The sequence below is a fragment of the Bradyrhizobium sp. 147 genome, from assembly GCF_023073935.1.
In the GTDB taxonomy this organism is placed as follows: Bacteria; Pseudomonadota; Alphaproteobacteria; order Rhizobiales; family Xanthobacteraceae; genus Bradyrhizobium.
This window is the reverse complement of the sequence record NZ_JADPKL010000099.1, coordinates 87,271-100,655: the sequence shown is the minus strand read 5'-3', so window position 1 is coordinate 100,655 and position 13,385 is coordinate 87,271. Positions and strand designations below refer to the sequence as shown.

Here is a 13,385-nt window from a genome sequence, read left to right as displayed (position 1 = left end):
CGGCCGTTAATTCCTCTGGACGAAGCAGGCGGACAGGCCTGCGGACTTGAGGCTGTTGCATGCCTGCGTCGCCTCCTCGGCCGAGCCATAGGGACCGGCGAAGGCGCGGTAGACGATGCCTTTGCCCTTGTCGGTGAGATCGACGCGCTTGATCACCGGCGAACGGGACCCGAGCACACTGCCGTACTTGCTCTGAAGCACCCGATAGGACGCGGCGGCGCTGTCCTCGCTCTGCTGCGAGGAGACCTGCACGATGTAGCCGCCACCGCTGCTGGCGGGCGCAATTTGCGTCGGGTTGGTCGCAGCCATCCGCTGCGGAGGCTCGGCGGTCGGTCCCGCTTGCGGCGCGAGCGACAAAGGCTGGTTGGCGCTGGCATTGGCCGACGTCGGCGGATTGCGCGCCGCGATTGGCGCAGGCGGCGCGGCAACAGGTTTTGGCGCACTTGCCGGCTTGGCTGCTGCAGCCGATTGCGGCGTAGCGCTATCGGTCTGATCACCCTTCACAACCACCGTCCTGATCGAGCGCGGCGAATTGTTCGGCAGCGTGCCGTTGCTCGGGGCCGCCCCCGCGCTCGGCGGCGGCACCATCGACGGCGACACGCTCGCCACCGACGGAGGATTCGCATTCTGGTTCAGCGGCGGGAACACCACGCGGGGACCAGCCGCTCGGGCGTTGACGTCGACAGGCGCTTCCTCCCGCGGCACGATCTTCTCGGTGCCGTCACCGCTCACCATGCGATCCGGCACCTTGGCGGAGGAGTCCGTCGGCGCCGGCACGATCTTGGTCGGTGTGTTGTCGGCCTTGATGATCGGCGGCTCGCCGCTGCGGGGCGAGCCCGCATAGGTCTTGTAGGCGAAGGCAGCACCAGTGCCGACCACGGCAAGCGCTAGGATCGCCGCGACTGTCATCATGCCGCCGCGCTGCTTCTTCGGCTCGTCAAGTTCGGCCTCAGGATAGTCGCTCTGGTAGGCGTAAGGATCGTCGGGGTAGGCCGGATCGCGCTGGTAGTCCTGCTCGCCTGTCTCGAGCCGGCCATAGAGCGCATCATCATAGCGCGACGGATCGGGCTGCGCGTACGGCTCCTGATAGGCCTGATCCTGATAGGCCCGATCCTGATAAGCCTGAGCGTGCTGCTGGTGGGCCTGATCCTGATAGGCTTGAGCTTGATAAGCGTGATCCTGAGGGGCGTGCGATTGATGAAAGTTCGGCTCAGGCGCAGCTGCAGTCGGCTGGGCCGAATAGCGATGCAGCGGATGAACCGGGTTTACGGAGACGGAATAGTCAGGCTCCGGCGCGGGTGTCGGCTGCGGCTGTACATTGGCGCGCCGCATCCATGAGGGCGGCCCGGGCGGCGGCGAGGCCTGCTCGGCATAATCCTGGCGATCATCGTCCTGGCGATAATCGTCTTCTCGATAACTCTGGGCGGGCGCTGCCGTCGGGCGTGCGGTCGGCGGCGACTGCGCTGCGAACGGATCGGTCTGTCCGATCAGACGGGCGAGCTCGGCCAAGGGATCATTTTCCGCCTTCCCATGCTGCTCGCTACCGCGACCATAGTGATCGGAGGGAAACGGTCTGTCCTGATATCGTTCGGCCATCGTGATGATGCGTCCCTTCGGGAAAGCCGCGCACCCCTCGACCAAGGCACGGCTTTCGACCCACAAGGCTTTTAACCAAGTCTAAGCGATCCGGCTTCTGCCGGTTACCCCCGAATTCCTCTTAAGTAGTTCGCCCCAAACTACCGCATCTCATCCGGGGCATGGACGCCGAGGATGGCGAGGCCCGATGCCAGGACTGAGACGACGCCCTGGACCATGGCCAGCCGCGCCTTCGTAAGATCTGCATCATTATTGATAATGAAGCGTAAATAGGGCAAATCGCGCCCCTTCGTCCAAAGTGCATGAAATTCGCTGGCTAAATCATAGAGATAAAAGGCAATTCGGTGCGGTTCGTGGGCCGCGGCGGCAGCTTCCAGCATCCGCGGAAAAATTGCGAGGCGCTTGAGAAGATCGAGTTCGACCGGGTCCGACAATCGTTCCACGGCCGACTCACTGAGCCAAGCGATCCGCGCGCCGGTATCCTCCGGCAGTTCCGGGAATACCTCAGCCCGCGCATTGCGGAAGATCGAATGGCCGCGGGCGTGACCGTACTGGACGTAGAACACCGGGTTGTCGCGCGACTGTTCCATGACCTTGGCGAGATCGAAGTCGAGCACGGCATCGTTCTTGCGGTAGAGCATCATGAAACGGACGGCATCCTGGCCGACCTCATCTACCACCTCACGCAAGGTGACGAAGTCTCCGCTCCGCTTCGACATTTTCACCGGCTCGCCGCTGCGCAGCAACTTCACGAGTTGCACGATCTTGACATCGAGCGCGCCCTTGCCGGAGGTCGTCGCCTTTACCGCCGCCTGCATCCGTTTGATGTAGCCGCCATGGTCGGCGCCCCAGACGTCGATCATCTCTGCAAAACCACGGTCGAACTTGTTCTTGTGGTAGGCGATGTCGGAGGCGAAGTAGGTGTAGGAATTGTCCGACTTGATCAGCGGCCGATCGACGTCGTCGCCGTAGGCAGTCGCCTTGAACAGCAACTGCTCGCGGTCTTCCCAATCCTCGACCGGCGCGCCCTTCGGCGGCGGCAGCCGTCCCTCGTAGATGTCGCCCTTGGCGCGCAGGAAATCGATGGTTTTGGCAACCTGGTTGTTGCCGTTCTCGATCAGCGAGCGCTCCGAGAAGAACACGTCGTGGCGGATGTTGAGCGCGGCGAGATCGTCCTTGATCTCCTCCATCATCATCGCGATCGCCTTGGCGCGCACCGTCGGCAGCCACTCGGCCTCGCTCATTCCGCGGAGCTTATCGCCATGCTCCTTCGCCAGCGCCGCGCCGACCGGCTTCAGATAGTCACCGGGATAGAGTCCTTCCGGAATCGCGCCGATGTCCTCACCGAGCGCCTCGCGATATCGCAGGAACGCGGAGCGTGCGAGCACGTCGACCTGGGCGCCGGCGTCGTTGATGTAATATTCGCGCGTGACGTCGTGGCCTGCGAACTGAAGCAGGCTCGCCAGGGCGTCACCGAACACGGCGCCGCGGCAATGGCCGACATGCATCGGTCCGGTCGGATTGGCCGAGACATATTCGACGTTGACCTTGGAGCCGCCGCGGACGCGGCCGTAATCGGCGCCCTCGCGCAGCACCGTGCGCAGCGCCTCGGCCCAGGCGGCAGGCTTCAGCGTCAGGTTGATGAAACCAGGGCCAGCGACGTCGGCCTTGGCGATCAGCGCATCGGCGCGCAGCCGCTCGGCGATCTGCTCGGCGAGATCGCGCGGCTTTGCCTTTGCCTCTTTCGCCAGCACCATCGCGGCGTTGGTCGCCATGTCGCCGTGGGAGGCATCGCGGGGCGGCTCAACCACCACGCGCGAGAAATCGATGCCCTCAGGCCAGTTGGCGTCCACGGCCAGCGTACGGCAGGCGGCGTGCACGCGCGCGAGCACGTCGGCGAACAGGTGCAGGGATGAGGACGCGTCGGGCATGGCCGCCGCCTAACGCAAATCCGGGGTCGAGTCAAAGAGCCGCTGGTGCTCGGTCAGGGCGAAACGGTCGGTCATTCCGGCAATGAAATTGCCGATCCGGCGGGCGCGGTCGCCCTCATTGTCTGCCTCCGCCCCCAACAGCCATTCCGGCGGCAGCTCGGCCGGCACCTTCAGGTACCTTGCAAACAGGTCGAACAGGATCTGCTCCGCCTCCGCCATCACCCGCATCACCCGCTTGTGGCGGTACATGTGCTGGTAGAGGAAGGCCTTGATGGCGGCCTCCTCCTCGGCGACCTCGGCGGGGAACGCGATCAGCGCCCGGCTCTGCTGGCGCACGTCCTGCGCCGATTGCGGCTTGACCGCCACAAGGTTCTTCTGCGCCTCGGCGAACACCGCACCGATCAGGTGCGAGATCAGTTCGCGCACCAGCTCGGCGCCGCGCCTGACATCTTCGAGATCGGGATAATGCGCCGAGGTCTCGGCGATGATCTCCGCCGTCAGCGGCATCAGCTTGAGATCGTCGAGCTGGAACAGGCCGGCTCGCAGACCGTCATCGATGTCGTGAGCGTCATAGGCAATGTCGTCGGCGATCGCGGCGACCTGCGCCTCGAGCGAGGCGAAGCTCCATAATTCGAGATCATGCGTCTTGATATAGTCGGCGATGCCGACGGGAACGCCGTGCTCGCGATAGCGTCCAATTGGCGCGCCGCTGCGATCGGTCAACGGGCCGTTGTGCTTGACGATGCCCTCCAGTGCTTCCCAGGTCAGGTTCAGCCCATCGAACTCGGGATAGCGGTGCTCCAGCGCAGCGACGACGCGGAGCGTCTGGGCGTTGTGATCGAAGCCGCCAAACTCCTTCAGGCAGGCGTCCAGCGCCCGCTCGCCGGCATGGCCGAACGGCGGATGGCCAAGATCATGGGCAAGCGCCAGGGTTTCGGTGAGATCCTCGTCCAGCCCGAGCTGCCGGGCCAGCGCACGGGCGATCTGGGCCACCTCGAGCGAATGGGTCAGCCGGGTGCGGTAGTGGTCGCCCTCGTGGAACACGAACACCTGGGTCTTGTACTTCAGGCGTCGGAACGCGGTGGAATGGATCACGCGGTCGCAATCGCGTCGGAACGGGCTGCGGGTCCGGCTCGGGGGCTCCGCGACCAGCCGGCCGCGGCTGCGCTCGGGGTCGCAAGCAAAGGGCGCGCGGGGGGCAGCCATTCCGACGGACACGGCGAATTTAGTCCCTATCCATTTGATTCTGCGTATGGTGGCACTTAACTATGTCGGGCGTGGGATACCAAATGAATTGGGCAATGAACTTGGTATGACCGTGGGACTATTGGAGACGAACGATGACGACTGCCGTGACCATCAGCGACCGGGCCGCACGCCGGATTGGGGAAATCCTCAAGGGCGAAGGGTCAGGCGCGATGCTGCGCATCTCCGTCGAGGGCGGCGGCTGCTCGGGTTTCCAGTACAAGTTCGACATCGACCGTGCCCGCACCGATGACGATCTCGTGATCGAGCAGGACAATGCCGTGGTGCTGGTCGATTCGGCCTCGCAGCCGTTCCTGGCGGGATCGCAGGTCGATTTCGTCGACGATCTGATCGGCGCCTCGTTCCGAGTCAACAATCCGAACGCGACTGCCTCGTGCGGCTGCGGCACCAGCTTCTCGATCTGAGCGCCTACGCGCCGGTGATCTGCCTTTCCTCGTCCGTCCACTCCACCTCGATCGGCATCAGCTCCGGCTGAAGCGGCGCATCCTCCGACATGACGTGGCCGTCCAGCGCACGTAGCAGGGCCGCGACCAGCGCAGGCTTGCGCAGCGGCTTGGGCAGAAAGTCCGACATGCCGGCCTCGCGGCAGATCCTGACGTCCTCGGGGAAGGCGTTGGCGGTGAGCGCGATGATTGGCAGGGCTTCGAAGCGCCCACCTTGCGCACGGATCGCGCGGGTTGCGGCAAGTCCGTCCATGTCGGGCATGCGCACGTCCATCAGCACGACATCGTAGTCGCCTTCAGAGGCTGCCGCGACGGCGTCGACGCCGTCAGTGACGACGCGCAGCTCAACATCGAATCCGCCGAGCATCTTGCTCACGACCATGCGGTTGACGGCGTCGTCCTCGGCGACCAGCACCTTCAGCGGCCGGTCGAGCCCGGCGATGCGAGCCTTGAGCTCGTCGGCGTCGTCGCGGCCGGCATCGTGGTCGGACGCCTCCGCCTGGCTCCAGGGCAACACCAGGGTGAAGCGGAAAGTCGAGCCCTCGCCCGGCATCGAGGTGACGCCGATCGTGCCGCCCATCTGTTCGATGATGCGCCGGGAAATCGCAAGGCCAAGGCCGGTGCCGCCGAAACGGCGGCTGATCGAGGCGTCCGCCTGGGCGAAGTCGCTGAAGAGCTGCCCGAGCTTATCGGGGGCGATGCCGATGCCGCTATCGGTCACCGCCCATTCGACGGTCGCCAGCAGATCGCGCCGCGCCTGGCAGGTGACCGAAACCCTCACCTCGCCTTCGTCGGTGAACTTCACCGCATTGGATACGAGGTTGAGCAGCACCTGGCGGATGCGCGCGGCGTCGCCGCGCAGCGTCGTCGGCAGGTTCGGATCGAGTTCGACCTTGACTGAAAGCCCCTTGCTCTTGGCGGCCGCGCGCGCCACGGACGCGGCGGTCTCGACCAGCGCCCGCGGCGCAAAGTCGATCGCTTCCAACGCGAAGCGGCCGGCCTCGAGCTTGGACAGATCGAGGATGTCATTGAGGATGCGCTGGAGATTGTCGCCGGACTCGCGGATCGTGGTGACGGCCTCGTGCTGCTCCGGATCGAGCTTTGTCTCCAGCAGCATGCTGGCAAGCCCGAGCACGCCGTTCATGGGCGTGCGGATCTCGTGGCTCATCACCGCCAGGAAGTCGGACTTGGCGCGGCTCTCGGCTTCGGCCTTCTCCGCGCGCCAGCGTTCGGTCACGTCGCGGCCGAAGCCGCGATAGCCGAGGAACTGGCCATCGCGGTCGTGGGCCGGCTTCGCCGTCAGCGACCACAGCCGCGCCTCGCCGCCGACGACGACCTTGATATTCATCTCATGCAGCGGCTCGGCCTCCTCCATCAGGCCGATGATGTTGTAGGCCGCGCTCTTGTCCTCGGGGCAGAGCATGTCGAGCACGTCGGCGAAGTGCGATCCCTTCAGGAGCGGAAGCGGCAGCTGCGCCACGTCAACGAAGCGCTGGGGCACGTCGACGAGATGCCCTTCGGCATCGGTCTGCCACAGCCAGTCGCTGGCGTTCTCCTGAAAGTCCTTCAGCAGCAGCGAAATGATCTCGGTCTGCCGCTCAAGCTCGAGCTGGGCCTTGAGATTGCCGAGGAAGAGGTTGCCGTGGGAGACGATGTTGCGCGCCATGAAGAATGCGAACAGCAGCAGGAACACCGCCGTCACAAGATACGGCCCGTCACCGCACAGCAGCATCGCACCGGCGCAGGCGATCGTCATAGTGGCGAGATAGATGAGGCCGGCACGGGGGAAGGTCGATAGCGTGAACGCGCCGCCCGACATCATGCCGACCATCAGGCAGGCCAGGATGAGCTGGCTGGTTGGCTCGATGCGGCTGAACAGCGCCAGCGGCAGCATGCCCCAGATCGCGGCGAGGAAGAACGCCTGCCGCAGCATCTGCCGCGCGGCACGCGGCGAGGCCTCCCGCGGATTTCGATGCGACCGCCGCCACGAACGGACCGCGAGCGAGGCGGTGGCGGCGAGCGTCATACCCCAGATCGCGAGGAAGTCGTTCCAGCCCCTGCCCCAGAACAGGATCAGCACGATGGCGACGCTGAGCATGGTGACGGCCATCGTCACCGGGATCAGCCGCGTCACCGCCTCGATCTGCTTGGCGCGGATGCGCCGCAGCTCGCGCTCGCTGAGATCGGCGGTCAGACCATCCTCGATCTCGAAGCCGCCGAGCCAATACAGCAACGCGCCGATCACGCCGTCGCGCGGCTCAGTTCGCGTCATGGATTTGTCCGGCCATCCCATCCGAGGCACCTTTTCGGCATCAATGACCCGTCGCGCGCTTAAGCCGGGTTAATTTTGTGGGAGATTCTGCGGCCGCCTTGACGGGCGCGTTTGCATTTTGTTCTAACGGTGGCCCCCGCCTGGAGCCCCTCCCAATGCCCATCAGAGTAGCCACCTGGAACGTGAACTCGGTCCGGCAGCGGATCGACCTGCTGCTGACCTGGCTGAAGGAGTGCCAGCCGGACATCGTCTGCCTCCAGGAGATCAAGTGCGTCGATGAGGCCTTCCCCCGGCTGGAGATCGAGGCGCTCGGCTACAACGTGGTCACGCACGGGCAGAAGACCTTCAATGGCGTCGCCCTGCTCTCCAAGCTCCGGTTCGACGAGACCAAATCGGGACTCGCCGGCGATGACGAGGATGCGCATGCCCGCTTTCTCGAAGGCGTGGTAACGCTCAAGCAGGGGGTCTTGCGCATCGCCTGCCTCTATCTGCCCAACGGCAATCCGGTCGGCACCGACAAATATCCCTATAAGCTCAAATGGATGTCGCGGCTTCTTGAATATTCGAAGGAACGCCTCAAGGAGGAGGTCCCGCTGATCCTCGCGGGCGATTTCAACGTCATCCCGCATGCCCGCGACGTCCACAACCCCGCCGCCTGGACCGAGGATGCCCTGTTCAAGACCGAGACGCGGGAGAGCTTTCAGTCCCTGCTCGGGCTCGGTCTGACCGATGCCTTGCGGGCGGTCACGGATGAGCCCGGGCTTTACACCTTCTGGGACTACCAGGCCGGGGCCTGGCAGAAGAACCAGGGCCTGCGCATCGACCATCTCCTGCTGTCGCCGCAGGCCAGCGACCGGCTCGCCAATGTCGGCATCGACAGCTATGTGCGCGGTTGGGAGAAGCCGTCGGACCACGTGCCAGTGTGGGCGGATCTCGATCTCGAGGCGGCTTAAGGCCGCCTCTGCAGATCATTCCCGGCGGCCCTGCACCCATTGCTCCAGCATTTGCAGGCACATGGCACGGTCGTCGTCGGAGGCCTTGGCGAAGGCGCGGTTGTAGCTTTCCTTGATCCAGGTCTCCTCGGCCCCGGCGCTGTCACGCGCCAGCGTCAGCCACATCAGGCCGCGCGCGGCCTGCCGCGGCAGGCGGTCGCCGTTGAACAGCATCTGGCCAAGCAGGGCCTGGGCCTGATGCTGGCCCTTTTGTGCGGCGAGGCCGAGCCAGCGCGCGCCGTAGCGGAAATCCTCGCGCGAGGCGTCCGGCGTCTTCAGGTACAAGCGGGCCAGATCATACTGCGCGTCCGCGTTGCCGAAATAAGACGCGGCATAAGAGAACATCTCCCGCGCCCGCTCCGGATCCGACTTGATCTTCGAGTTCGGGATACCGCTGAGATAGTAGCGGCCGAGCGCGACGAAGGCGTTGGCCACGATCTGCGCCTGAGGCGCCGACGGGCTGTCCTCGGCATGCGCATTGGCGATGCGGCTGAAATATTCGAAGGCGCGCAGATCGTCCTGGGCGACGCCGTCGCCATTGGCGTACATGCGGCCGAGCTTCCACTGCGCGATGGGGTGGCCACCCTCGGCGGCATATTGCAGGGCGCTGAGCGAGGTTTCCTGGGTTACGACCGCCGGCGGAATTCTGGTGCGAACCGTATTCGCAGCGCCCGGCAAGGTGGTCACGACCGGGATGGTCGCGTCCTTGTTCACCGGCGCACCGTCGAAGGCGAGCGCCGGCGCGGCCAGCGCTATAGCCCCCAACACAAACGCAACTATGGCACGCCTAGATGTCCGCATAGCACTGTTTCTCGTGCGCGCCGCCCGGATGGGTCACCGCCCCCCCGAGCGCTGGTCCAACCTGCTGAGCGTACTTCCAGAGCGCACCCGACGTGTGGTTAGTCGCGCGAGGTGCCCATTTGGTCTTGCGCTGGGCGAGCTCCTGGTCGCTCAATTTTACGTTAAGGGTACCGGCGACGGCGTCGATCTCGATGATGTCGCCGTCCTCGAGCAGCCCGATCGGGCCGCCAATCGCGGCCTCGGGCCCGACATGACCAATGCAGAAGCCACGGGTCGCGCCGGAGAAGCGGCCGTCGGTGATGAGCGCGATCTTGCCGCCCATGCCCTGGCCGGTCAGCGCTGCGGTGGTCTGGAGCATTTCCCGCATGCCGGGACCGCCCTTCGGCCCCTCGTAGCGGATCACGATGACTTCGCCTTCGCGATAGGTGCGCTTCTGGACCGCCTCGAAAGCATCCTCCTCACGGTCGAAGCACCTGGCCGGACCGGTGAACCTGAGGTTGGACATTCCCGCGACTTTCACGATCGCACCTTCTGGCGCCAAATTGCCCTTCAGACCGACCACACCGCCCGTGACGGTGATGGGTTTGTCTGCCGGGTGCACCACGTCCTGGTGCGGATTCCATTTCACGCTCTTGAGGTTTTCGGCGATCGTTCGACCGGTGACGGTGAGGCAATCACCGTGAAGAAATCCGTTGTCGAGCAGCGTCTTCATCAGAAGCGGGATGCCACCAACTTCAAACATGTCTTTGGCGACATAACGGCCGCCCGGCTTCAAATCCGCGACATATGGTGTCTTTTTGAAGATTTCGGCGACGTCGAACAAGTCGAACTTGATGCCCGCCTCGTGCGCGATCGCCGGTAGGTGCAGCGCAGCATTGGTAGAGCCGCCGGACGCGGCGACCACGGCGGCCGCATTCTCCAGCGCCTTGCGGGTGACGATGTCGCGCGGCCGGATGTTGGAGGCGATCAGGTCCATCACCTTCTCGCCCGCGGTCATGCAGAAAGCGTCGCGGATTTCATAAGGTGCCGGCGCACCGGCCGAGTATGGCAGCGCAAGGCCGATCGCCTCGGAGACGGTCGCCATGGTGTTCGCGGTGAACTGCGCGCCGCAGGCACCCGCCGAGGGACAGGCCACGCGCTCGATCTCGTCAAGGTCCTCGTCCGACATGGCGCCGACCGAATGCTTGCCGACCGCTTCGAACATGTCCTGCACCGTGACCTGCTGGCCGCGGAAATTGCCGGGCAGGATCGAGCCGCCGTAAATGAAAATCGACGGCACGTTGAGGCGGACCATGGCCATCATCATGCCCGGCAGCGACTTGTCGCAGCCGGCGAGGCCGACGAGCGCATCATAGGCGTGACCGCGAACCGTCAACTCGACCGAGTCGGCGATGCATTCGCGCGACGGCAGCGAGGAGCGCATGCCGTCATGGCCCATGGCGATGCCGTCGGTGACGGTGATGGTGCAGAATTCGCGCGGAGTGCCGCCGGCGGATGCGACCCCTTTCTTCACCGCCTGTGCCTGACGCATCAAAGCGATGTTGCAGGGCGCAGCCTCGTTCCAGCACGAGGCGACGCCGACGAAAGGCTGGTGGATCTGCTCGGTAGTCAGACCCATCGCGTAGAAGTAGGAGCGATGAGGCGCGCGCGCAGGGCCTTCCGTCACATGACGGCTCGGCAGCTTCTGCTTGTCGATCTTCGCGCGCATTGCAAACCAGTTTCCCCGGTCAACCTTTTCAGACCCGAAAAATCAGAGCCAAGATTTGAATCGACCTTGGGATTTCCCGTCGCCGTCGAAGACTGCCCGCTACCCTTAAAACATTAGAGTGATTTTATTCATGTTCGGGTGTGGCTAAAAAGCGGCGACGACGCGAACGGCCGGTGATCAAAGTTAAATCCGGGGGAGTGTTGCGTGGATAGCACAATCGTGGCTCGGAAGACACGGATAAGCCTACAGTGATACCTCGCGGCCATGCCCGATCTACAGCTTAAGCGGCGAAGAAGCCGCGCCCAGATTGGGCTCGTCACATGGCGCGCGGCTGCACTGAGTCGAGGACCCGCTTTGCCTGATCACGTCGGCGCACACCGCCGTCGCCGCATCGCAATGATGGATCAAGAGGCGATATCGTAACTCTCCGATGTGCTTTTCAACGCGCAGACACGCCTTCGCGTCCTCGCGGCGCGTTTCGCCCGAGCTTTGCTTGATCTCTCCACCCTCAAAGCCGAGAGGGCGCAGGGAAGGCCGGATGCTGACCTGGCACCCACGGTCCGCTGTGCGAAAGGCACACGCAGGAAAAACTGCACAGCGGCATACAGGTGAAGCCCAACACACGGCCTTCCCTGCGCAGTGGTTTGACGGCTTATGCCGTGCTCTCCTGGGAGCCGAATTCGTTCTGGCCTCCCTCACTCCAGCGAAAGTCGCGGACACCGCGCCGGTTGGCGCCAATGCCGCATCCGCAAGAGCTTGACCGTAGCAACGACGGCCAGGACCACACGGTTTTGCCGTACGCGCGGCTCGCCTGCGCCACAGGGTTCGACGGCGTTGTGCACCTTGCCATCGACATGCTGGCGAGACCTTTCAGCGCCGTCCGTCTGCGCGAAGCTTAAGGGCTCACGGAGAGCAATCCGCCCTGCCCCTGACTTATCGCGCCCGACGCTGCCGCGTCCACCGCAAGCCCAGCTCCGCGATCATCACGACACATGATCGCCCCTCTCGGATGAGCCGGGATGGGCGATACATATGTCATTTCCGAATTTCGGTAAAGCGGAATATTTTTGAACGCGCCGCTTGACACCAGGCAGGCCGAAATTGCCAGGTGTTTTGCCCGTCGGGATGTGCTCAGGCATTCCGCAGCGGGCGGATTAACGGATCGACCAGACGGACGATCTCGCAGGCGGCGACGAGGCCGGCGAGCCACACGGCACTGGTGAGCCCAATGCGCGTCACGATGGCAGCGGTGAAGGCGCCCTCTCCGCCGAGGACCGGCGTCGCGGCGAGCAGCGCGAGCTCATAGGCCGCATAGGCGGCAACAAGCGTGACGGCTAGCGCCAGCGGCGTGCGGCCCTGCGGCAGCGTACGCAGCACGGCGGACGAAACGGCGGTCGCCAGCAGCGCAGCCGCGCCGGTCGCAAAACCCCAGGCGATGGCACTGCCGTCGATGGGGTAATGCAGCGCGCCGAAGCCGACGGCCTGGTTCACGAGCCAGACGCCGGTGACGACGAGCAGTGCCGGCCGCAGCGGCAGCATCGCGGCCGCGACAACCGCGAAGGCCGCAAACGGCGTGGCGCAGGCGAGCGCGAAGCTTGCGAGCGCGCCTGACACCGTCAACAGCGCAAAACAGAACATCCGCGCAAGGCGCGGCGCGACGGGGTGAAGCCGGAAACGGTCGTTATGAGATGGCAGGATGAGAGCCATGGTGATCTCCAGACGGTCGTCTTACCACGTCTGGCGATGATTTACGATTTACGCAAGCCAGCACGATCAGGCTGGCGTTCTCTCGGAGCCGGTCCGGACCACGGCCCGTTCGCCGGCGTCGACGAGCTGGCCGATTCCGGTTCGGCCCATAAGCGCGCACCGGACGATGTTTTCAGCGACCGACCTCCGGAAGCCATAGTCCTCGCCATCGGGCCGACCGCGGCAGATCCGGTCCAACGCCAATTTCATGTTGATCCGTGTGCGGGTGTCGAAGTGCTCGCTGATCATTCGCCCGGCCTCGATGGGTTGATAATGGCCCAGAAACGCCCCGGCGGTGGGCCCGGTTCCAAATCGGAGATCAAGCTGCGAGTGCGTGGCGACTTACGTCCGCCCGCGCGGGCGCTGGGCTTGCGCCCACGCAACGGCGACGTCGCGTGACGGAACATCGATGCGCTTGATCGGCGTCAGTTCGCCGGAGGCGGAGACGATCGCGGTCTCCTCGCGGCGGCAGCGCGGGCACACGAAGCGGACTTCGTGGGGGGACGTCGACCAGCTTGAACGTTTGACGTTGGCAGCCATCGGCCAGGCGTCGCAATGCGAGCACGACACCAGGAACCGGCCGGGATCGAGCATACCCATTCCATCGAACTCCGCGTCCTGCCCGCTTCC

At 64.7% G+C, this 13,385-nt stretch carries 11 protein-coding genes; 2 read left to right on the top strand and 9 right to left on the bottom strand.

What is annotated here, in order from left to right:
- Positions 1-6: 6 nt before the first annotated feature.
- The 3 genes from IVA87_RS26270 to IVA87_RS26260 all read right to left on the bottom strand — a co-directional run bounded on the left by IVA87_RS26270 (position 7) and on the right by IVA87_RS26260 (position 4,733).
- Complete coding sequence (locus IVA87_RS26270) at positions 7-1,596, bottom strand: SPOR domain-containing protein (RefSeq protein WP_247295292.1); 1,590 nt, start codon at positions 1,594-1,596, stop codon at positions 7-9.
- Between the two features lie 140 nt (positions 1,597-1,736).
- Complete coding sequence (gene argS / locus IVA87_RS26265) at positions 1,737-3,527, bottom strand: arginine--tRNA ligase (RefSeq protein WP_247295294.1); 1,791 nt, start codon at positions 3,525-3,527, stop codon at positions 1,737-1,739.
- A gap of 9 nt (positions 3,528-3,536) precedes the next feature.
- Positions 3,537-4,733 carry a deoxyguanosinetriphosphate triphosphohydrolase gene (locus IVA87_RS26260; protein ID WP_247295296.1) on the bottom strand — a complete coding sequence of 399 codons (1,197 nt, stop codon included), beginning with the start codon at positions 4,731-4,733 and terminating at the stop codon, positions 3,537-3,539.
- 134 nt (positions 4,734-4,867) lie between these two features.
- Here IVA87_RS26260 and erpA point away from each other — a divergent pair, with 134 nt between their 5' ends.
- Positions 4,868-5,197 carry an iron-sulfur cluster insertion protein ErpA gene (gene erpA / locus IVA87_RS26255; protein WP_025036472.1) on the top strand — a complete coding sequence of 110 codons (330 nt, stop codon included), beginning with the start codon at positions 4,868-4,870 and terminating at the stop codon, positions 5,195-5,197.
- 4 nt (positions 5,198-5,201) lie between these two features.
- On the opposite strand, the gene IVA87_RS26250 is transcribed toward erpA, so the two are convergent.
- Positions 5,202-7,529: an ATP-binding protein gene (locus IVA87_RS26250; protein ID WP_247335712.1), complete on the bottom strand. Its 2,328-nt coding sequence runs from the start codon at positions 7,527-7,529 to the stop codon at positions 5,202-5,204.
- A 134-nt stretch (positions 7,530-7,663) separates the two neighbouring features.
- Between IVA87_RS26250 and xth the strand changes: the two genes are divergently transcribed.
- Complete coding sequence (gene xth, locus IVA87_RS26245; RefSeq protein ID WP_247295299.1) at positions 7,664-8,461, top strand: exodeoxyribonuclease III; 798 nt, start codon at positions 7,664-7,666, stop codon at positions 8,459-8,461.
- A gap of 15 nt (positions 8,462-8,476) precedes the next feature.
- On the opposite strand, the gene IVA87_RS26240 is transcribed toward xth, so the two are convergent.
- From IVA87_RS26240 to IVA87_RS26220, 5 genes are all read right to left on the bottom strand, one after another.
- On the bottom strand, positions 8,477-9,301 hold the full coding sequence (locus IVA87_RS26240) for a tetratricopeptide repeat protein (RefSeq protein WP_247295301.1): 825 nt from the start codon (positions 9,299-9,301) through the stop codon (positions 8,477-8,479).
- Positions 9,288-11,009 (bottom strand): dihydroxy-acid dehydratase, encoded by a 1,722-nt coding sequence (gene ilvD / locus IVA87_RS26235; protein WP_247295303.1) that lies wholly within the window; start codon positions 11,007-11,009, stop codon positions 9,288-9,290. Before ilvD ends, IVA87_RS26240 begins: the two co-directional genes overlap by 14 nt.
- A 1,131-nt stretch (positions 11,010-12,140) precedes the next feature.
- Entirely contained in the window at positions 12,141-12,716 is a 576-nt protein-coding gene (locus IVA87_RS26230) for a hypothetical protein (RefSeq protein ID WP_247295305.1), read from the bottom strand.
- Between the two features lie 66 nt (positions 12,717-12,782).
- Positions 12,783-13,004, bottom strand: coding sequence for a hypothetical protein (locus IVA87_RS26225; protein WP_247295308.1), 222 nt, complete (start codon positions 13,002-13,004; stop codon positions 12,783-12,785).
- Between the two features lie 93 nt (positions 13,005-13,097).
- Positions 13,098-13,355, bottom strand: a complete 258-nt coding sequence (locus IVA87_RS26220; protein WP_247295311.1) for a hypothetical protein — start codon at positions 13,353-13,355, stop codon at positions 13,098-13,100.
- Between the last annotated feature and the right edge of the window lie 30 nt (positions 13,356-13,385).

What these genes read in the sequence shown, in the direction of transcription:
- IVA87_RS26270 (WP_247295292.1), bottom strand. Translation starts at nt 1,596, where the DNA reads ATGGCCGAACGATATCAGGACAGACCGTTTCCCTCCGATCACTATGGT.
- IVA87_RS26225 (WP_247295308.1), bottom strand. Translation starts at nt 13,004, where the DNA reads ATGATCAGCGAGCACTTCGACACCCGCACACGGATCAACATGAAATTG.
- IVA87_RS26220 (WP_247295311.1), bottom strand. Translation starts at nt 13,355, where the DNA reads ATGGGTATGCTCGATCCCGGCCGGTTCCTGGTGTCGTGCTCGCATTGC.
- IVA87_RS26260 (WP_247295296.1), bottom strand. Translation starts at nt 4,733, where the DNA reads ATGGCTGCCCCCCGCGCGCCCTTTGCTTGCGACCCCGAGCGCAGCCGC.
- IVA87_RS26230 (WP_247295305.1), bottom strand. Translation starts at nt 12,716, where the DNA reads ATGGCTCTCATCCTGCCATCTCATAACGACCGTTTCCGGCTTCACCCC.
- IVA87_RS26240 (WP_247295301.1), bottom strand. Translation starts at nt 9,301, where the DNA reads ATGCGGACATCTAGGCGTGCCATAGTTGCGTTTGTGTTGGGGGCTATA.
- IVA87_RS26250 (WP_247335712.1), bottom strand. Translation starts at nt 7,529, where the DNA reads ATGGGATGGCCGGACAAATCCATGACGCGAACTGAGCCGCGCGACGGC.
- argS (WP_247295294.1), bottom strand. Translation starts at nt 3,527, where the DNA reads ATGCCCGACGCGTCCTCATCCCTGCACCTGTTCGCCGACGTGCTCGCG.
- xth (WP_247295299.1), top strand. Translation starts at nt 7,664, where the DNA reads ATGCCCATCAGAGTAGCCACCTGGAACGTGAACTCGGTCCGGCAGCGG.
- erpA (WP_025036472.1), top strand. Translation starts at nt 4,868, where the DNA reads ATGACGACTGCCGTGACCATCAGCGACCGGGCCGCACGCCGGATTGGG.
- ilvD (WP_247295303.1), bottom strand. Translation starts at nt 11,009, where the DNA reads ATGCGCGCGAAGATCGACAAGCAGAAGCTGCCGAGCCGTCATGTGACG.